The 18,186-nt window shown below is 70.2% G+C and carries 24 protein-coding genes; 11 read left to right on the top strand and 13 right to left on the bottom strand.

What is annotated here, in order from left to right:
- The first annotated feature begins 7 nt into the window (after nt 1–7).
- Nucleotides 8–988, top strand: coding sequence for an NAD(P)H-binding protein (locus IEX91_RS04670; RefSeq protein WP_188877409.1), 981 nt, complete (start codon nt 8–10; stop codon nt 986–988).
- On the top strand, nt 981–1,664 hold the full coding sequence (locus tag IEX91_RS04665; RefSeq protein WP_188877408.1) for a DUF7530 family protein: 684 nt from the start codon (nt 981–983) through the stop codon (nt 1,662–1,664). Before IEX91_RS04670 ends, IEX91_RS04665 begins: the two co-directional genes overlap by 8 nt.
- A 16-nt stretch (nt 1,665–1,680) precedes the next feature.
- Here IEX91_RS04665 and IEX91_RS04660 read toward each other — a convergent pair whose 3' ends face one another.
- Both IEX91_RS04660 and IEX91_RS04655 read right to left on the bottom strand, forming a co-directional pair.
- A complete protein-coding gene (locus tag IEX91_RS04660) occupies nt 1,681–1,854 on the bottom strand; it encodes a DUF5786 family protein (protein ID WP_188877407.1) in 174 nt (57 codons plus the stop codon).
- A 72-nt stretch (nt 1,855–1,926) separates the two neighbouring features.
- Nucleotides 1,927–2,211, bottom strand: coding sequence for a DUF5789 family protein (locus tag IEX91_RS04655; RefSeq protein ID WP_188877406.1), 285 nt, complete (start codon nt 2,209–2,211; stop codon nt 1,927–1,929).
- Nucleotides 2,212–2,312: 101 nt separating this feature from the next.
- Here IEX91_RS04655 and IEX91_RS04650 point away from each other — a divergent pair, with 101 nt between their 5' ends.
- The gene (locus IEX91_RS04650) at nt 2,313–3,125 is read left to right on the top strand and encodes a PHP domain-containing protein (protein WP_188877405.1); all 813 of its coding nucleotides are present in this window, start codon (nt 2,313–2,315) and stop codon (nt 3,123–3,125) included.
- 42 nt (nt 3,126–3,167) lie between these two features.
- The gene (locus IEX91_RS04645; RefSeq protein ID WP_188877404.1) at nt 3,168–3,329 is read left to right on the top strand and encodes a DUF6757 family protein; all 162 of its coding nucleotides are present in this window, start codon (nt 3,168–3,170) and stop codon (nt 3,327–3,329) included.
- Between the two features lie 264 nt (nt 3,330–3,593).
- Here IEX91_RS04645 and IEX91_RS04640 read toward each other — a convergent pair whose 3' ends face one another.
- The gene (locus IEX91_RS04640) at nt 3,594–3,914 is read right to left on the bottom strand and encodes a 4Fe-4S dicluster domain-containing protein (protein ID WP_188877402.1); all 321 of its coding nucleotides are present in this window, start codon (nt 3,912–3,914) and stop codon (nt 3,594–3,596) included.
- A 103-nt stretch (nt 3,915–4,017) separates the two neighbouring features.
- Here IEX91_RS04640 and IEX91_RS04635 point away from each other — a divergent pair, with 103 nt between their 5' ends.
- On the top strand, nt 4,018–4,485 hold the full coding sequence (locus IEX91_RS04635; RefSeq protein WP_188877400.1) for a cupin domain-containing protein: 468 nt from the start codon (nt 4,018–4,020) through the stop codon (nt 4,483–4,485).
- Nucleotides 4,482–5,003, top strand: coding sequence for a DCC1-like thiol-disulfide oxidoreductase family protein (locus IEX91_RS04630; RefSeq protein WP_188877399.1), 522 nt, complete (start codon nt 4,482–4,484; stop codon nt 5,001–5,003). The genes IEX91_RS04635 and IEX91_RS04630 overlap by 4 nt, the downstream gene beginning before the upstream one ends.
- A gap of 6 nt (nt 5,004–5,009) precedes the next feature.
- Here IEX91_RS04630 and IEX91_RS04625 read toward each other — a convergent pair whose 3' ends face one another.
- Nucleotides 5,010–5,711, bottom strand: coding sequence for a type 1 glutamine amidotransferase (locus tag IEX91_RS04625; RefSeq protein ID WP_188877398.1), 702 nt, complete (start codon nt 5,709–5,711; stop codon nt 5,010–5,012).
- 93 nt (nt 5,712–5,804) lie between these two features.
- On the bottom strand, nt 5,805–8,597 hold the full coding sequence (gene alaS, locus IEX91_RS04620; RefSeq protein ID WP_188877396.1) for an alanine--tRNA ligase: 2,793 nt from the start codon (nt 8,595–8,597) through the stop codon (nt 5,805–5,807).
- 309 nt (nt 8,598–8,906) lie between these two features.
- On the opposite strand from alaS, the gene IEX91_RS04615 reads away from it, so the two are divergent.
- Nucleotides 8,907–9,920 (top strand): glutathione S-transferase family protein, encoded by a 1,014-nt coding sequence (locus tag IEX91_RS04615; protein ID WP_188877395.1) that lies wholly within the window; start codon nt 8,907–8,909, stop codon nt 9,918–9,920.
- 199 nt (nt 9,921–10,119) lie between these two features.
- Here IEX91_RS04615 and IEX91_RS04610 read toward each other — a convergent pair whose 3' ends face one another.
- On the bottom strand, nt 10,120–11,082 hold the full coding sequence (locus IEX91_RS04610; RefSeq protein ID WP_188877394.1) for a replication factor C small subunit: 963 nt from the start codon (nt 11,080–11,082) through the stop codon (nt 10,120–10,122).
- A 141-nt stretch (nt 11,083–11,223) separates the two neighbouring features.
- Here IEX91_RS04610 and samp2 point away from each other — a divergent pair, with 141 nt between their 5' ends.
- Both samp2 and IEX91_RS04600 read left to right on the top strand, forming a co-directional pair.
- Nucleotides 11,224–11,421, top strand: coding sequence for a ubiquitin-like small modifier protein SAMP2 (gene samp2, locus IEX91_RS04605; RefSeq protein WP_188877393.1), 198 nt, complete (start codon nt 11,224–11,226; stop codon nt 11,419–11,421).
- On the top strand, nt 11,414–11,902 hold the full coding sequence (locus IEX91_RS04600) for a GNAT family N-acetyltransferase (protein ID WP_229772792.1): 489 nt from the start codon (nt 11,414–11,416) through the stop codon (nt 11,900–11,902). The genes samp2 and IEX91_RS04600 overlap by 8 nt, the downstream gene beginning before the upstream one ends.
- Here the strand turns inward: IEX91_RS04600 and IEX91_RS04595 are convergent, their stop codons facing one another.
- Nucleotides 11,903–13,282 (bottom strand): phosphoglucomutase/phosphomannomutase family protein, encoded by a 1,380-nt coding sequence (locus tag IEX91_RS04595; protein WP_188877392.1) that lies wholly within the window; start codon nt 13,280–13,282, stop codon nt 11,903–11,905.
- Nucleotides 13,283–13,337: 55 nt separating this feature from the next.
- A complete protein-coding gene (locus IEX91_RS04590; protein ID WP_188877390.1) occupies nt 13,338–13,763 on the bottom strand; it encodes an iron-sulfur cluster assembly scaffold protein in 426 nt (141 codons plus the stop codon).
- A 192-nt stretch (nt 13,764–13,955) separates the two neighbouring features.
- On the opposite strand from IEX91_RS04590, the gene IEX91_RS04585 reads away from it, so the two are divergent.
- On the top strand, nt 13,956–14,420 hold the full coding sequence (locus tag IEX91_RS04585; RefSeq protein ID WP_188877388.1) for a hypothetical protein: 465 nt from the start codon (nt 13,956–13,958) through the stop codon (nt 14,418–14,420).
- Here IEX91_RS04585 and IEX91_RS04580 read toward each other — a convergent pair whose 3' ends face one another.
- From IEX91_RS04580 to IEX91_RS04565, 4 genes are all read right to left on the bottom strand, one after another.
- Nucleotides 14,421–14,630, bottom strand: coding sequence for a hypothetical protein (locus IEX91_RS04580; protein WP_188877387.1), 210 nt, complete (start codon nt 14,628–14,630; stop codon nt 14,421–14,423).
- Between the two features lie 72 nt (nt 14,631–14,702).
- Entirely contained in the window at nt 14,703–15,950 is a 1,248-nt protein-coding gene (locus IEX91_RS04575; RefSeq protein ID WP_188877386.1) for an aminotransferase class V-fold PLP-dependent enzyme, read from the bottom strand.
- A gap of 73 nt (nt 15,951–16,023) precedes the next feature.
- Nucleotides 16,024–16,326 (bottom strand): DUF424 domain-containing protein, encoded by a 303-nt coding sequence (locus tag IEX91_RS04570; RefSeq protein WP_188877385.1) that lies wholly within the window; start codon nt 16,324–16,326, stop codon nt 16,024–16,026.
- Nucleotides 16,323–17,081: a tetratricopeptide repeat protein gene (locus IEX91_RS04565; RefSeq protein ID WP_188877384.1), complete on the bottom strand. Its 759-nt coding sequence runs from the start codon at nt 17,079–17,081 to the stop codon at nt 16,323–16,325. The genes IEX91_RS04570 and IEX91_RS04565 overlap by 4 nt, the downstream gene beginning before the upstream one ends.
- 53 nt (nt 17,082–17,134) lie before the next feature.
- Between IEX91_RS04565 and thpR the strand changes: the two genes are divergently transcribed.
- Nucleotides 17,135–17,689 (top strand): RNA 2',3'-cyclic phosphodiesterase, encoded by a 555-nt coding sequence (gene thpR / locus IEX91_RS04560; RefSeq protein WP_188877383.1) that lies wholly within the window; start codon nt 17,135–17,137, stop codon nt 17,687–17,689.
- Between the two features lie 19 nt (nt 17,690–17,708).
- Here thpR and IEX91_RS04555 read toward each other — a convergent pair whose 3' ends face one another.
- Complete coding sequence (locus IEX91_RS04555; protein WP_188877382.1) at nt 17,709–18,149, bottom strand: DUF7522 family protein; 441 nt, start codon at nt 18,147–18,149, stop codon at nt 17,709–17,711.
- Nucleotides 18,150–18,186 lie beyond the last annotated feature (37 nt).

The raw sequence follows: 18,186 nt of genomic DNA, 5'->3' as shown, positions 1-18,186 counted from the left end.
GGACAGTATGCGCGTGCTCGTGACCGGCGCGACCGGCTTCATCGGGGGACACCTCGTCCCGGAACTCGTCGAGGCGGGCCACGACGTCCGCGCCCTCGTCCGTGACCCGGAGCGGTACGATCCGCCGGCGGGGGTGGAGGTCGTCGTCGGCGATCTGCTCGATCCGGCTAGCCTCGACGGCGTCTTCGAGGGGTGTGACGCCGCGTACTACCTCGTCCACTCGATGGGGGCGGGCGACGCGTTCGCGGAGCGCGACCGGACGGCCGCGCGGAACTTCGCGCACGCGGCGTCCGGTGGGGACGCCGCGGAACGAACGAACGCCGCGGGCGCGAGCGACGCGGCCGGCGTGTCACGCGTCGTCTACCTCAGCGGGCTCGGCGCGGACGGCGACGACCTGAGCGCACACCTGCGCTCGCGCCGCGAGGTGGAGGGCGTCCTCCGCGAGGCCGACTTCGACCTCACCACGCTGCGCGCCGCGATCGTCGTCGGGGCGGGATCGACGGGGTTCGACGTCGTCCATCAGCTGGCGAAGCGCCTGCCGGTGATGGTGACGCCGAAGTGGGTGCGGACGCCCTGCCAACCGATCGCGATCGGGGACGTCGTCGCGTATCTCGTCGGCGTCCTCGACGCGCCCGCGACCGCGGACGGCACCTACGAGATCGGCGGCCCGGAGGTACTCACGTACGAGGCGATGCTCGAACGCACCGCGTCGCTCATGGGCCGACGCCTCCGCGTGATCCCGATACCGGTGCTCACGCCGACGCTCTCGGCGTACTGGATCGATCTCGTGACGGACGCGCCCAGGTCGGTCGTCCGGCCGCTCGTGCGCGGCCTGAAGAACCCGGTCGTCGCGGACGACGGGGCGATCCGCGAGCACGTCCCCGTCCCGCTGACGCCGTTCGACGAGGCGGTGCGCGACGCCCTGCTCGCGTACGGGGAGACGCCCGCGACGCACGGCGGAGACACGGGCGGGCGCCGCGATGCGTGACGTCGACTACGGGCGGGCGTGGACGTACGAGAGCATCGTCGGCGCGATCCCGGGCGTCGACGTTCCGGACCGGGTCGCGCTCGCCGTCCAGTTCGCGCTCTTCGAGGGCGCGGTGCTCGCGCTCGCCGGCGTAAGCGACCTGTGGACCGCGGTGCCGGCGGCGACGGCGGCGGTGATCGTCGCCACGGCGGGGAGCGCGCTCATGCTCGACCTCGGGCGCCGCCTCCGCCGCGCGGACCTCCCGGACGCCTACACGCACGTCGTCTTCGGGTCGAGCGTGGAGACCGTGCTGGGCGTGGTCGCGTACGTCACCCTGCTGACGTACCTGTTCGTCGTCGACCCGCGCGACGGGACGGCGCTCGTCACGACGCTGCTCGGGCACCCACCGTCGGCGCCCGCGACGTTCCTGGCGCTCCTCGTGTGCTGGGACGTCTGCTATCGCATCGGCGTCGGCTGGTGGGCGGCCGTGACGGCGCTCTGGCGGACGCTGGCCTTCGACCTCGACCAGCACGCGCGGCGCGCGGTCGCGGCCGCGGACAGACGGACGGCGGCGTTCGGGCTCCTGCAACTCCTCCTCGTCCCGTTCGTGACGCCCGCGCCGCTGTTGGTGGTCGCGGTCGTCGGGCACGTGGTGGCGGTGCTCGCCGTGCTCGGGGTCGCGTCGATGGTCCGGTGACGTCGGGGAAAAAGAGTCAGTTCTCTTTCATCCGCTTGAACTGATCGAGCAACGCCTCGGCGGAATCGCCCGCGTCGTACGTGATCGAGCCGTGGTACTCGATTCGGTCGTCGTCCTCGCTGAGGTCGACGTCGGCATTCTTTCGTTCGCGGCGCTCGTGTTCGTCTTCGTCGTATGATCCGATGGACATGGTACCGATACCCGTGTGTACCTTTCGCATTGTAAAGAGGGTATCGGAGGGCGGCAAAAATCCCGGGTCCGCTCAGAACGAGACCGGATCGGGGCCGTCGACGCCCATCGGGGTCGGATCGCGATCGGAGTAGCCGACGCGGCCGACCGCGTCCTGCCCGACTGCGCCGTACACCGCGTGGATCGCGGCCGTCGCGTCGGCGAACTCGTCGTCACCCGTTCGTTCGAGGACCTCGCCGAGACGTTCCTCGCCCGTGGGGTGTTCGATGCGCACCTCTCCGTACGCCGCGCGCAGGTCGTCGATAGTCGCCGGATAGGTTGCGTCTTCGAGCAGGTCGGTCGCCGTTCGGAGCGTCATTACGACCATATCTATTGGGGACGATCATTATGAATTTGGTGGGTGACGTGTTACCACGGCGTGTGGAGTACGTTCTTGCCGCGTTCGACCGTAGGATCGGTGTGCCCTACGCCGACCTCCACGTCCACACGACGGCCTCCGACGGGTCGATGGCGCTCGCCGACGTACCCGCCGCGGCCGAGCGCGCCGGCGTCTCCGCCGTCGCCGTCACCGATCACGACACCGTCCATCCGGCCCTCCCCGCACCGCTGACCGAGCGCGGCGGCGTCGAGATCGTCCGCGGAATCGAGTTGCGCGTCGAGACGCCCGCGGAACGCGTCGACCTCCTCGGCTACGGCGTCCGCGAGACGTCCGCGCTCCGGGGAGAGCTCGAACGCCTCGGACGCGACCGGATCGAGCGCGGCCGGCGGATCGTCGAGAACGTCGAGGCGGAGCTGGGGATCGACCTCGCGCTCGACGTCGGATCGGGCTTCGGTCGCCCGCACGTCGCGCGCGCCGTCGTCGCCCACCCCGACACCTCCTACGACGAGGTCGGGCCGGTGTTCGCCGACCTCATCGGCGAGGACGCGCCGTGCTACGTCGCCCGCGACGTCCCGTCGTTCGAGCGCGGCCGCGACCTCCTCGCCGACGCCTGCGGGGCCGTCGGGCTCGCCCACCCGCTCCGGTACGCCGACCCGGACGCCGCGCTCGCGCGCTGTGCGTCGCTCGACGCCGTCGAGCTCCACTACCCGTACGACCGGCCGGTCGGACGTGACGCCGCCGACCACGCGGACGGTCACGCGCGGGTCCGACGGGCCGTCGAGGAACACGACCTGCTCGCGCTCGGCGGGAGCGACGCGCACGACGACGCGCTCGGCGTCGACGGCATCGACAGCGGCGAATACCACCGTCTCCGCCGCCGTATCCCGGGGTGAGGCGGCCACGGGCTTAAGGTGCTACGGCACCGAGGTACGCGCATGCGCTGTCACTACTGTGACCGGAGCGCCGACGTCTCCGTCGATAAGTCCGGTGTGCGCGTCGCTCTCTGCGAGGAGCACTTCCAGGAGCGCCTGGACGAGCTCGCGGACTCGGAGGCGCTCTCACAGCTCCGCGAGCAGCTCGACATCGACCGGGCGTGACGCCGCCCGGCGAGACCCGCGACGAGGGGAGAGTCCGTCGATCCCGCCGCGGACGGTAGCGACGACGCGAGAGTCCGTTCCCGAGCGCCACCCACGAGCGGCGACGCGCTCGCCGTCCGGAGCGCTCCCCACCGCTCCCCCCGGCGTTCGTCTTCGTTCACGCGCGTGACCCGGCGTCGCCGTTCGTCCGGACCGAGTCACCGCTGGCGCTCAGGCTCGCGAGTCGTCCCTCCCCGCTCCCCTCCCGCGCGTTCACCGAGGCGTTCACGCGCGTGTGCTATCCACGTCGATCGCGTCCACCGGACAGACGTCGACACAGAGCATGCAATCGATACACTGCGTCTCGTTGGCGGGGTCGGCCTTCTTCTCGCTCGTCGGGTGGCCGGGCGTCTCCACCCACTCGAAGACGTCCACCGGACAGTCCTCGACGCAGACGCCGTCGGCGTCGCAGATGTCGAAGTCGACGGCGACGTGCGTACCGTGGATCCCCAGCTGCTCAGGCTCCTCCACGGGCCCCCAGACGTCGTGGCCCTGGTGGTCGTCCACGACCTCCCGGTTCTGGTCGAAGTTCGGGTCGATAGCCATACCGGAACGGTGTCGCCGCGCGCGTTTAAACGACCGGGACGGGACCGCGAAAGCGGGCCGTCGGGCCGGCAGTTTTGAGGCGTCGGGGCCCCAGAGATCGACCATGCACACCGTCTCGCTCGACGACCAGCGCAGTCGGATGGGTCCCGCCTCGACGATCTACGCGCTCACGGACGCCCTCGGCGCGTCCGACCTCGCGCTCAACTACTACGAGGTCGCCCCCGGCGAATCGACCGCGTACGGCTATCACAGCCACGCCGCCCAGGAGGAGGTCTTCTACGTCCAGTCGGGCGAGCTCACCTTCCGGACCGCGGACGACGACGTCACCGTCGGGGCGGGCGAGCTCGTCCGCTTCGGCCGCGGGGAGTTCCAGCGCTCGCGCAACACCGGCGCGGAGAGCGCCGTCGTCCTCGCCATGGGCGCGCCACAGGACGCCGGCGAGACCGTCACGCGCCGCGAGTGCGACGAGTGCGGCGGGGAGACCGTTCAGGGGGTCGAGCTCGCCGATGAGGGCGACGAGGTGCTCGTCCGCTGTCAGGCCTGCGGCGAGGTCACGGGGCGATACGAATGACGCGCGTCGACGACGAATCGACGCGGAATGAACGAACGGCGACCGGAAGCCGCGAGCCGCGCGTCGACGGCCGAGGAGAGAGCGAGCAAGCAGGGAGAGGTCGCCGCGAGCCGCGCGCCGACGGCGGCGAGACGGACCACCCGCCGCGGCTCGTCTACGACGACGACTGCGGCTTCTGCACGTGGTGCGTCGAGCGCGCACTCGACCGGGGCGACTTCGAGCCCGTCGGCTTCTCCGAGCTCTCGCCCGATCAGCGCGCGCGCCTCCCTGAAGAGTACGAGACGTCGGCCCACCTCCTCACGGACGACGCCGTCTACTCCGCGGGCGAGGCCGTCGAGCAGACCGTCGTCCGGCTCTACCCCGAGCTGGAGCCGCTCGTCGAGGAGCTGCGCGCGTTCGAGACCTATCGCGAGCTCCGCGAGGGGCTCTACCGGTGGGGCGCGGATCGGCGGAGCTGGTGGGGGAAGATCGTCCGTGCCTGTCCGCCGGCGCGCCGGCCGGGGGACCGAACAGAGTGAGCGCCGTCAGTCCGCGGCGGGGGGCGCGTCGCGGGCGGCGAGTTCGCAGAAGTTGTCGAAGAGCCGCTTGGCCTCGCAGGCCGCCCGGTACTGCTCGGCGTCGATCCCCGCGAGCACGGTGGCCTTACGGTCGTCGGCGAGGTCGTCCTTCCGCTCGGTGACGCGTTCCGCAGTACGGGTGTCGTACTCGGGGTGGAACTGGACGCCGTAGGCGTTCCCGCGACGGAAGGCGTGGACGCCGTACTCGTTCTCCGCGAGCAGGTCCGCGCCCGGCGGGAGATCGGTCACGGCGTCCGAGTGCGTCGTGAACACCGTGAACTCGGTGTCGATGCCGTCGAAGAGCGGATCGCTCCCGTCGTGAGTGACCTCGCGATAGCCGATCTCGTACTCGTCCATCCCCTCGACGGTGCCGCCGAGCGCCTCGGCGACGAGCTGATGGCCGAAGCAGACGCCGAGGACGGGGAGCCCGCGCTCGTCGGCGCCCGCGACCCACTCGCGGGTCAGCGCGATCCATTCCTGCTCGTCGTCCCAATACACGGACGAACGCGAGCCCGTGACGATCGCGGCGTCGAAGTCGTACGAGTCGGGGAGTTCCCCGCCGGCGGCGTGAAACTCGACGAGGTCGGCGTCGACGTCCCGCCGGAAGTTCCGCGCGGTGTCCGCCGGGTCGTGGGCGGCGTTCAGGAGCGCGACGCGGAGCGACTGCATGGTGCTGTGAAACGTTCCCAGCCCGAAAAGCGTTGTCGCTGGTCGGGGTTTCGCCGCGATCGCGGACGCCGGTTCGCGGCCGCGAGCGCCGTCTCAGGCCCCTGCGGCGTCGCGGAGGATGTCGGGCGCGGATTCGAGCGCGTCGTCGAGCGCCTCGGCGTCGGGTCCGCCGCCCTGCGCGAAGTCGGCGGGACCGCCGCCGCCACCGCCCACGAGGGAGGCGAGTTCGCCGACGACCCGCCCGGCGTTCACCGGCGCGCCGTCGGGGACGCCGACGACGAACTGCGCGCCGTCCGCGCCGCCCCCGACGACCGCGATCTTGCCGTCGTCGACGAGCGCGTTCGCCGTCGCGCGCAGTTCGTCCATGTCCGCGTCCACGCGCTGGATCACGGCCGTCCACTCGCCGATCTCGATCTCCTCGCCGCCGCCACCGCCCGACGCGCGGGCCTCGGCGAGCTGTTCTTTCAGTTCCTCGATCCGCTTACCGCGCTCCTTCCACTCCGTGAAGAAGCGCGCGGCGGTCTCGGGCACCTCGGGCGGCGCGACGTCGAACGTCTCGGCGGTCTCGCGGAGGTAATCCTCCTGCGTCTGGTCGTGTTGGAGCGCGGCGATCCCGGCCGCGAACGTGATCCGCTCGACGCCGTCCTGGATGCGCTCGGTGTTCAGGATCCGGATCGAGCCGATGTCGCCGGTGCGCTTGACGTGCGTCCCCGCACACGCCTGCACGTCCTCGGCGACGTGGATCAGCCGGATGGTCTCGCCGGGCGGGATCCCGCCCTGATAGAGGTCGAAGCCGTGTTCCGATTCGGCCTCGTTGCGGTGGGGCCACTCCTGTTCGACGACCGTGTTGTCCGTCACGATCTCGTTCGCCACGCGCTCGATCGCCTTCACCTCGTCGCGCGAGAGCCGATCGTAGTGGCTGATGTCGATCCGCGAGGAGTCGGTCCCCTTCTGCGCGCCCGCCTGCCGGACGTGCGAGCCGAGCACCTCGCGGGCCGCGTGTCCGATCACGTGCGTCGCCGTGTGGTGTTGCATCAGCCGCCGCCGCCGGCTCATGTCGATCTGGCCGCGGACGAACTCCCCCTTCCCCGGGTCCTCGTCCGTCCGGTGGAGGACGACGCCGTCGCGCATCTGCACGTCCGACACCTGAACGGTCATATCGTCCGTCGAGAGCGTCCCGTGGTCGGCCGGCTGACCGCCGCCCTCCGGGTAGAACATCGTCTGATCGAGGACGACGTCGTACGCCGGGCCGCCGTCCTCGCCCTCGCCGTCGCGCTCGAAGACGTCGAGCACGACGGCCTCGAACTCCGCGCGGTACTGATCGTCGTAGTAGAGTTCCTCCGTGTCCGGGAGGTCGCCGAGGCGGGCGTCCGTCTCCTCGGTCTCGTCGAAGGCGTCGCCCGAGTCGTGGCGGGAGGCGACGAGCGAGTAGAAGTCGTCGGGCTCGTCGACGCGCGCGCCGACGTCCTCCGCGATCTCCGTCACCATGTCCGGCTGGAGGCCGTGGCTGTCGTAGAACTCGACGAGCTGGCTCGCCGGGATCGGCTCGCCGCGCTCCGCGTACTCCTCCGCGAGCTGCTCGACCTTCCGGGAGCCGCGCTCTAAGGTCTCCTCGTACTTACGGACCTCCGAGCGGACGATGTCGCGGATCGTCTCCCGGTTCTCGTAGTCGAGGCGCTTGGCCTGCCGATCCACGAGGTCGTCGAGTGCAACGTCCGCGTCGAGGCCGTCGATCAGGCGTGCCGTGCGGCGCAACACCATCCGCGCGAGGTAGCCCGTCCCGACGTTCGAGGGCACGATGCCGTCACCGAACATGTAGGCCAGCGTTCGGACGTGGTCCGCGATCGCGTAGATGTCCTCCAGCGGGCGCATCAGCTCGTGGAGGCGCGCGGGCTCGACGCCGAGTTTGTCCGCGATGTTGTCGCGCGCCGCGTCCATGTCCTCCACCTCGTCGATGTCGAGGTGGCCGGCGAGCTTCGCCGCGCGGTGGATGAGCTCCTCTTCCTCCTCGCCGTGGTCGATCGCCGCCGCGTCCTTCAGGTAGGCGATCGTGTCCGGGTAGACCGCCTCGTAGACGGTCGGCGTCCCCTGCGAGACCCACGTCCACCGTTCGAGGCCGTACCCCGTGTCCACGATGTACGTGTCCATCGGCGAGTACGTGTTCCCGTCCTTCATCTCGTACTCGCCGTCGGGGTCCTCGCTCATCGACATGAAGACGAGCGTTCCCAGCTCCGCGCCCTTGTAGATGACCTCGAAGGCCGGGCCGGCGTTCCCGCCGCCGACCCACGGATCCTCGATGTACGTGATCTCCTCGGGGTCCGCGCCCATGTCGACGAAGAACTCGTCGCAGTACGCGACCGTCTCCTCCTTCCAGTAGACCTCGCCCTCGTAGGCGTACTCGTCGTCGACGTCCTCGCGGGCGTTGAACGCCGTATGCGACATCATCTCGAACGCCATCGTGTGCCGACCCGTCCGGCCGACGTTGTCGATGTCCTGCATCCGGATGCAGGGCTGGCTGATGCACAGCGGGTTCGCCGGCGGCGGGGTCTCACCCGACGTGACGAGCGGTTGGAAGTCGTAGATGGAGGCCTGCGTCAGGAGGACGTCGTCGCGCCACCGGTTCGCCGCGACCGGATACGGGTCGATCCGTTCGTGATCGTGCGCCTCGAAAAAGGAGAGGAAGCGCTCGCGCATCTCGCCGAGCTCGTACGCCTCGTCGAAGCCCGGGTCGTCGATGAACCCGTACTCCTCGCAGGGCGGCTCCCCGCACGTCTCCCGGTCCGGATCGCGGGTCCAGAAGTGCGCCCCGCACTCCGTACACTGCCCGCGACGGAACCCCTCCTCCTCGAAATAGTCGAGGCGGTACTCCGCTTCGAGGTCGCTCATTGCCTCTTTCTGACCGACCGAACGGCAAAACGCTTCCGCACTAAGCCCTCACGCCTTCGACGCTTGCCCTCAGTATTCCACCGAGCCCGCCGGTTCCGTCCGAGCGGCGAAGCCGTCCGAACGTAGCGTGAGGCACGGACGGGCGGCCCGCCGCCACCGCCGCGTTGTCGTCCCCTCTCCGCCACGTCACCGCGACGGACGCCGTCACGCCACGCCACCGTATCGCCCTCGCACAGCCGCTATCGCCGGCCATTCACGTGCCCCGCCGAGTCCCCCGCGCTTTTGCGCCGCGCGCGCCTTCACACGCGTATGGCCCGAATGATCGACGGGGAGTGGCGATACGACGTCGAGCAGATACAGAGCGACGAGTCGGGGGAGTTCGAGCGCGACACCACGTCCTTCCGGGACTGGATCGCCGGAACGCGACGCGGCCCCGACGACGTCGTGACGGACGGTCCCGAACCCGAGGCGGGACGCTACCACCTCTACGTCTCCTACGCCTGCCCGTGGGCGCATCGCACGCTCTTCACGCGGGCCGTGAAGGGACTGGAGGACGCGATCAGCGTCGACGTCGTCGATCCGGTGCGAAAGGACGAGGGCTGGGAGTTCACCTCCGAGAAGGAGGGGTGCACCGCGGAGTCCCAGTACGGCCACGACTACCTCCGCGAGATCTACGCCGAGGCCGACGAGGGCTACACGGGACGCGTCACGGTGCCCGTCCTCTGGGACACGGAAGAGGAGACCATCGTGAACAACGAATCCGAGGAGATCATGCGGATGCTCGACACCGGCTTCGACGCGTACGCCGAGAACGACGTCGAACTCTACCCCGAGGGCTACCGGGCGGAGATCGACGACGTCATCGACGCCATCTACCCGGTGATCAACAACGGGGTCTATCGCGCCGGCTTCGCGAAATCGCAGGGGGCCTACGACGACGCCGTCGCGGACCTCTTCGACGCGCTCGACACGTGGAACGAACGCCTCGCCGACCAGCGCTACGCCGCCGGCGACCGACTCACGCTCGCCGACGTGGCGATGTTCACGACGCTCTACCGGTTCGACGAGGTGTACCACACCCACTTCAAGTGCAACCGCCGACAGATCGCGGAGTACGAACACCTCTGGGGCTACCTCCGCGAGCTCTGCCAGCTCTCGGGCGTCGAGGCGACGCTCCACATGGACCACGTGAAGAACCACTACTACCGGAGCCACCCGGACGTCAACCCCTCGAACCTCGTCCCGGTGGGTCCCGATCCGGACTTCTTCGCGCCGCACGGCCGCGACGACCTCCCGGGCGGGCCGCCCGCCGACCTCGCGTAGGCGACTCGGTGCGACCCGCACGGGTCGCATTCGTCGTACGGGCGACCCCAGAGTCGCCCGTACGGACACGCGGGACCTCCGGTCCCGCATGGCTCCCCGTTCGGTAGTTCGGGGGCGCCTGCGGAGCCGCGTCATCCCTCGCGTCTCGCTCCGTTCGCGCTCGGCGTTCCCGCGAACCCTCGCCGCGCTCGGCGCCGCGTTATTCGCTCTCCAGCGCCACCGACGCCAACAGCGCCTCCAACTGCACCTGTTCGTTCGCGCCCTCGGCGATCCGGTAGTCCGCCTCGCCGATGCGGTCCATGAGGCGCACGGCCTGTCTCTCGGCTAGATCGAACTCCCAGACGGAGCGGTGCAGTTGGTCGATGATATCGCCGCCGGCGAGACCGCGCTCCGTCAGGAGGTCGTCGAGGGTGGCGCGCGCGGCGACGAACTCGCCGTCGATGGCCTCCGTCACCATCTCCTCGATCTCCTCGGGACGGGCGGTGCTCGTGATCGCGTAGACGGTCTCCTCCGTCACCGCCTCGCCCGTGGCGGCGGCGGCCTGCAGGGCGTTGATCGCGCGTCGCATATCGCCGTCAGCCGCGTAGACGAGCGCGTCGACGCCGTCCTCGGTGTAGTCGACACCCTCCGCCTCCGCGACGTGCCGGACGCGCTCCGCGACGGCGTCGTCCTTGAGGCCCGCGAAGCGGAAGACCGCACAGCGGGACTGGATGGGGTCGATGATCTGCGAGGAGTAGTTACAGGAGAGGACGAACCGGACGTTGTTGGAGAACTGCTCCATCGTGCGCCGGAGCGCGCTCTGGGCGTCGCTCGTGAGCGCGTCGGCCTCGTCGAGGAAGATCACGCGGTAGTCGTAGCCGCCGAAGGAGGCGCGCGCGAAGTTCTTGATCCGATCGCGCACGACGTCGATCCCGCGCTCGTCGGAGGCGTTCAGTTCGAGGAAGTTCTCCCGCCAGTCGTCGCCGTAGAGCTCGCGCGCGATGGCGGTCGCCGCAGTGGTCTTGCCCGTGCCCGCCGGGCCGGCGAAGAGGAGGTTCGGGAGGTCGTCCTCCGCGACGTAGCTCCGCAACCGCGAGACGACGTCCTCGTGGCCGACGATGTCGTCGAGCGTCTCCGGCCGGTACTTCTCGACCCAGATGTCCTGTCGCCCCGCGTCTGCCATGTCGGTTCGAAGACGCCCGCGTCCCATAAGCGCCGCGAAGCGCCGAACGGGGGACGTCGACGGGGCGGCGAGCGGGCGTCACCGGGCGCGACGGTGGGCGGCGGACGACACGCTGATACGCGCCGGCGTCCACGCACACGTATGCGCGTCACCGTCGAAGTCGTCGGGGAGGACGTCCACGAGTTCGACGTCGAGGGGGCGTCTTACGCGGATCTCTTGGAGCGCGTGGACCTCAGCCCCCACGAGGTGTCGGTGATGGTCGACGGCCGCCCCGTTCCGGAGGACCAACCGGTGGAGAGCGAGCACGTGACCGTCCTCCGGCTCGTCCAGGGTGGCTGAACGCGACGTCGCGGTCCGCGCGGCGCGATCCGACGAGCACGTCGCCGTGCGACGCGTGCTCGACGCCGCGGTGCTCGCCGTCGACGACGCCCTGCTCGACCGCGAGCTCGACGGCGACGGGGACGGGGTGTTGGTCGCCGTGAGCGACGACCGAGTGATCGGCGCGCTCGTCGCCGACACCGCGGGCGCACGGCCCGGCGGGACGAACGGGCGGGGAGACGACGGCGACACCACGGGAGGCGCGGCGGCTCGGAACGAAGACGCGGCGGACGGCGACCGGTCGGGCGCGCACGTCGCCGCGATCGCCGTGCGGCGTCGCCGTCGGGCGCAGGGGATCGGCACCGCGTTGATCGCGGCCGCGGCCGAGCGCTGGCGGCCGCTCAGCGCCGACTTCGACGCGGACGTCCGGCCGTTCTACGAGGCGCTGGGGTTCGAGATCGCGGCGATCGACGAGGGGCGCTTTCGCGGGCGCCTACGCTAACTACACCAGCGGTTCGACGAGGTCGCGCCCGGCGTCGAGGAGCTCGCGGACGCGCGCCTCGCTGTCGGCCTCGGCGTACACGCGCATCTTCGGTTCCGTCCCCGAGGGACGGACGAGCACCCAGGAGTCGTCGACGAGGCGGACCTTGAAGCCGTCCGCGTCGTTCACGCCGGCGACGTCGACGCCCGCGACGGCGTCGGGGAGCGAGTCGGCGAGGTCGCGCACGACGGCGGCCTTCCGGTCGTCGGGACAGCGCACCGAGGTCTTCGACTGGACGACGTTCCCGTACGCCTCGCGGAGTCTGGCGACGCGATCGTCGTAGGACTCCTCGGCGGCCGCGGCGGCGGCGAGGAGCGCCATGAGGACGCCGTCCTTCTCGCGCACGTGGCCGCGGACGCAGAAGCCGCCGGACTCCTCACCGCCCATCAGGGCGTCGCGCTGTTTCATCTCCTCCGCGATCCACTTGAAGCCGACCGCGGTCTCGTAGACGGTCTCGCCGTGCGCCTCCGCGACGCGGTCGACGAGCGAACTCGTCGAGACGGTGCGGACGGCGGGCCCGGACCGGTCGTCGAGGAGGTAGTCGTACGTCGCGGCGAAAAAGCTGTTCTCGTCGAGGAAGCCGCGCTCGGGCGTGACGACCGCGATCCGGTCGGCGTCGCCGTCGTTGGCGATCCCGAGGTCCGCGTCGTGCTCTTGGACGGCGAGCGCGAGCGCCTGGAGGTTCGCCTCGTCGGGCTCCGGGGGCGTCCCGCCGAAGTCGTCGTCGCGCTCGCAGCGGTGGCGCTCGACGGTCGCGCCCGCGGCTTCGAGGAGGCGGTCCGTGACGCCGCGGCCGCTCCCGTGCATCGCGTCGTAGATCACGTCCAAGCCGTCGAGGTCGGCGTCCACGAGGGCCCGGCAGTGCTCGGCGTGCGGCGTCACGAGATCGACCTCGGTGATCTCGCCGCGCTCGGCGTCGGGGTCCGCCTCCGGCGGTCGGAGGTGGGCCTCGATGGCCTCGGTGACGTGCGGGAGGGCGGGCGCACCGTCGGCCGGGATGAACTTCACGCCGTTGTACTCCGGGGGGTTGTGCGACGCCGTCACGACGAGCGCGCCCGCGAGGTCGCGCTCGACGATGGCGTGCGCGACGAGCGGCGTCGGGCAGTCGCGCTCGGGGAGGAGGACGTCGTGGCCGTTCGCGGCGAGGACGTCGGCGATCTCCTCGGCGAACTCGCGGGAGGTGGGGCGGGCGTCGTAGCCGACGGCGACCGTCCCGTCCGCGTGTCCGGCGTCCGCGAGGTGATCGGCGGTCGCCTGCGCGACCGCGCGGACCCGCGGCGTCGTGAACACGTCGAGCGTCGCACGCCAGCCGTCCGTGCCGAACGCGATAGCGTCGTCCATGGGTCGTACTCCCGCCGCCGCCGGCAAAACGACTGCGGTCGGATCGACCGGAGGCTTACTCGTCGTCCTCGGTCGACGTCGCTTCGAGTTCCTTCTCGCCGCGGTAGATGTCCGCGCCGTCCTGCACGACCTTCTCGGCGAGCACCGCGCACTTGATCCGCATCGGCGTCACCTCGACTCCAAGGAGGTCGAGCACGTCGTCGCGGTCGAGCTCGTCGATCTCGTCGAGCGTCATCCCGGGGAGCTCCTGAGAGAGCAGGCTCGCCGAGGCCTGACTGATCGCGCAGCCGTCGCCGTGGAAGGCGACGTTCTCGACCGTCTCCCCGTCGTCGGCGAGCTGGACGTCGAACTCGATCTCGTCGCCGCAGGAGGGGTTGAACCCCTCGTGGCTGAACGTCGGCTCGTCGAGTTCCCCGTGGTTCCGGGGGTTCCGGTAGTGGTCGAGGATCTGCTGTCGGTACATATCCGAACCCATGCTCATGATGACCGTACGTACGGACGTACGGCGGAAAAACGTTCCGTCGCCGGCGTTCTCGGGCGGTACGGGACGCGACGGGCCGGCGGCCGCGGGTGACGATCGCGGCGGGCGGCTGACGACGGACGGTGGTGGGCGCATCACGGCGTCACGCTCGCCCCACCGCGCTTTACCCCGTGGGACACGCACGAGTCGCGCATGGGCTATCGGGACCGGCTCGCGCGGACCCTCCTCGACGAGTCGTGGGCGTACGGCTACACGCTCACGATCTGGGGCGCGGGAGCGTTCCTCATCGCCGAGTTCGGCGTCCCGACGCACCTCGACGTCCTCGGCTACGTCACGGGATCGCTGGTCGGCTTCGCCGCGCTCACGTGGTACGGCTTCGGTGGCTTCCTCGTGCGCGTCGAGCGCGACAGCCGCGACGTCCGCTCGGCCGTCGAGATGGTACACCTCTTCGCCACGTTCTGCAATCTGCTCGGCGCGCTCGCCGCGATCAGGCTCGTGGACGCGTTCCCCGTTCCCGAACCGGTCGTCTTCAGCGCCGTCGGCTGCTGGGCGACCGTCGGCTACAGCCTCCTGTTGCTCGTCGAGGAGTACGTCGGCGAGCGCTGGATCGACGGGGACGCGACGCAGTCAGAGGGGAACGACGGCGGTAAAAAGTGATTACTCCTCGGTGGCGCGGTCCGTGAGCGTCTCGTAGGCGCTCTTCGCGCCGGCGCTCGTCTCGCCGAGGAAGGCCCCCGCGAGCGCGCCGAGCGCGCCGCCCGTGCTCGCCGCGTTCCGACTGACCAGTCCGCCGATACCGGCACCGAGCGCCGCTCCGACCGCCGCGTACTTGGCGCGGTTGACGGCGCGCGTGATCTTGTCCTTCACGGTACGACGTAATCCGCGAGGCGGCATAAAGGTCGGGGTCGAACGAGCGCCACCGGGGCGCGAGCCGCCGGCTCAGTGGAAGATGTCGATGGCTCCCTCGACGCCCTCGATCAGGGTGTCGACCTCGTCGCGGGTGTTGTAGAGGTAGAAGGAAGCGCGGATGCTCGCGGGGACGCCGAGGGTGTCGTGGAGCGGCTGGGTGCAGTGATCGCCGGCCCGGACGGCGACGCCATAGTCGTTGAGGATGCTGGAGAGGTCGTGGGCGTGGATGCCCTCGACGTTGAACGCGACGAGACCGCCGCGACGGTCCGCGGGCGGGCCGTAGATCTCCACGCCGTCGAGCTTCGAGAGCTCGTCGTAGGCGTACTCCGTGACGTACTCCTCGTGAGCCCGGATGTTCTCGAGGCCCACGTCGTCGACGTAGTCGGCGGCCTCGGCGAACGCGATGCCCTCGGAGATACTCGGCGTGCCGGCCTCGAACTTCCACGGGAGGTCGTTCCACGTCGCGTCGTCGTAGGTGACCTTCTTGATCATCTCGCCCCCGAAGAGGTAGGGATCCATCGCGTCGAGGAGGTGGCGTTTCCCGTAGAGCGCGCCGATGCCGGTCGGGCCGGCCATCTTGTGCCCGCTGAAGGCGTAGAAGTCGGCGTCGATGGCCTCGACGTCCACGGGGCGGTTGGGGACGGCCTGCGCGCCGTCGACGAATATCAGCGCGTCCTGCTCGTGAGCCATCTCGGCGAGGTCCCCCACGGGGTTGATGGCCCCGAGGACGTTCGAGGCGTGGACGACGGAGACCATCGCCGTGTCGTCGTCGATGAGGTCGCCCGCGGCGTCCATGTCGAGCGTGCCGTCCTCGGTGATCGGGATGTACTCGACCGTCGCGCCCGTCTTCTTGGCGATCTGCTGCCACGTGACGAGCGAGGCGTGGTGTTCCATCTCGGTGAGGACGACCGTATCGCCCTCGCCGAGTTCGTTCAGCCCCCACGCGTAGGCGACGAGGTTGAACGCCTCCGTCGTGTTCTTCGTGAAGACGATCTCCTCGCGTGCGCCCGATGCGCCGACGAGCTCGGCGATCCGATCGTGGGCCTCCTCGTACGCGATCGAGGCCTCCTGGCTCAGCTGGTGGATCCCCCGATGGACGTTCGAGTTGTACTCGTAGTAGTAGTCGGTGATGGAGTCGACGACCCGCGTGGGCGTCTGGGTCGTCGCGGCGTTATCGAAGTAGACGAGCGGCACGCCGTCGGCGACCTCGCGCTCCAGAATCGGGAAGTCCGCGCGGAGCGCCTCGACGTCGAGCGGGCTCTGTTCCTGCGTCCCCATGTTGAGCGTACTAGCGCGTGAGAACGTTTGGTAGCTTCGGAACCGCGAGCGGTTGCCGTCGTCGGCGACGAACCTACAGCCGGAGGTACTGGGCGTGCGGGACGCCGCCGAGGTCGACGACGTTCGCTTCCGCGACGTAGCCGGCGTCGATGGCGGTCGTGACGGCGATATCGCCCACGAGGTTGGCGACGCTCGCGCGCCCGAGGCTCGCCGCGAGGGCGTCGGCGTCCGTCTCGCTCTCGGCGTCGCCGTAGAAGGACGGCTCGACGGTGACGGAGACGGTGCCGTTGTCGTACGTCTCGCCGACGATCGCCGCGTCCGCGGCGGCGACGAGGAGACCGCGGTCGGTGTTGCGCTCAGTGAGCCGGACGCTCATTCGCGCTGTCGTTCCTGATCCACGAGGCGTTCCTCCTGACGTTCGCGGATCTCCTCGGCGTGTTCGACGACGTCCGTCGCCTCCTCCTCGCGCCCGAGCTCGTCGAGCGCGCGGGCCTTCTCCTCGTAGACGTCCGCCTGTTTGAAGCCGAGGCGGATCGCGTTGTCGAGGGCGTCGAGGGCCTGCTCGTGACGGCCCTGCTCGTTCTCCATGAAGCCGAGGTTGTACCAGCCGTGCGGGAGGCGCTTGTCCTTGCGGACGGCGTCCTCGGCGTGCTGGTAGGCCTCCTCGGTCTTCCCGTACTCCCAGAGGGCGTACGCGAGGTTCGTCTGCGCCTCGGCGGCGAACGGGCCGTCCTCGTCGATGTAGAGCGCCTCCCGGTGGGCGCTCGCGGCGGCGTCCCACTCCTCGAGTTCGGCGTGCGCGACGCCCTGATTCACCCGCGCCTCCTGCTCGTCCGTCTCGTCGTCGGCGAAGCGCGCGGCGCGCTCGAAGGCGTCGACGGCCTCCTCGAAGCGATTGATGCCCATGTAGCTCAGCCCGACGTCGATGAGCGCGTCGGCGTCGACGCGGTCGGCGGCGATGTTCGCGTCGTCGAGCAGGTCGACGAGAACGCGGTCGTCAACGGGGTCGACCTCGGTCGGGTCGACGTCGAGTTCCGGCGGGTCGAGATCGAACCCCTCGTAGGGGTCGTCGAAGCCCTGCCCCTCGGAGAAGCGATGATCCGCGCCCTCGCGTGGCTCGCGGTCGGTCATGGTCCCGTTTAGCGGCCCGCGGGGTTAAGGGCTACGCCGTGCGAGAGGCCGGTATGCGGCTGTTCGTCAGCGTCGACCTCCCCGACGCGCTCGTCGAGCCGATACGGGCGCTCCAGGCCGAGTTCGCGGACGCGGACGGCCTCGACTTCGTCGACCCCGCGACGGCGCACGTGACGCTGAAGTTCCTCGGCGACGTCGAGGAGTCGGCGTACGCGGAGACGGTGGCGGCGGTCGAGCGCGCCGTCGCGTCGACGCGCGTCGGGCCGTTCGACGCGACGTTCGGCGGGCTCGGCGTCTTCCCGAGCCTCGACTACATCAGCGTGCTGTGGCTCGGCCTCACGGCGGGCGCAGTCGAGCTCGCGGCGCTCCACGACGCCGTCGAGCGCGAGTGCGTGGCCGCGGGATTCGACCCCGACGGGACCGAGTTCACGCCCCACGTCACGCTCGCGCGGATGCGACACGGCGGCGGGAAGGAGCTAGTGCGGCGTCTCGTCCGGGAGCGCGATCCCGAAATCGGGACGGCGCGCGTCGAGGAGGTGCGGGTGACGGAGAGCACGCTGACGCACGAGGGCCCGGAGTACGAGACGCGCGAGCGATTCGCGCTGTAGCGGGACGCCGCGTCGTCCGCTACTCCGCGTCGTCCGCGTCCTCGCCGAGGTTCCCCTCCCGCCAGTGATCGAGGGTCTCCTCCAGGGCGGCGGCGCAGGACTCGACGTCCGTCATGGTCAGGCCGTCCGTCGTCAGGAAGACCCCCTCGCGGTCGGTCGTGACGCGCAGGAGGTAGCCGTTACTGAACGCTCGGATCGTGTAGTCGTACTCGCCCAGTTCGCTGCCCGCGTAGGCGTCCTGGGTGAGCTGGAACGACTGCCACTCGGCGCCGATGAACGCGGAGAGGTCGGCGTCGCGTTCGAGGTCCGAGCGGAGGTAGACTTGCTCGTAGTCGGTGTGCGTGAAGTACGTCACGGAGCGGAGGCTGTCCCCGAGCGCGGTGCGCGCGATGATGCGCAGCCGCTCGCGGGCCTCCTCTGAGAGCAGGTCGTGTTCCAGCTCGGCGTCTTCGTTGGCCATACTGGGGGTGTCCGCGTACAGGTCCTTAACTGGTCGG

Source organism: Halarchaeum nitratireducens (assembly GCF_014647155.1).
GTDB classification, from domain to species: Archaea; Halobacteriota; Halobacteria; order Halobacteriales; family Halobacteriaceae; genus Halarchaeum; species Halarchaeum nitratireducens.
The sequence above is the reverse complement of the archived record's forward strand: the minus strand, read 5'-3'. Positions and strand labels throughout refer to the sequence as shown.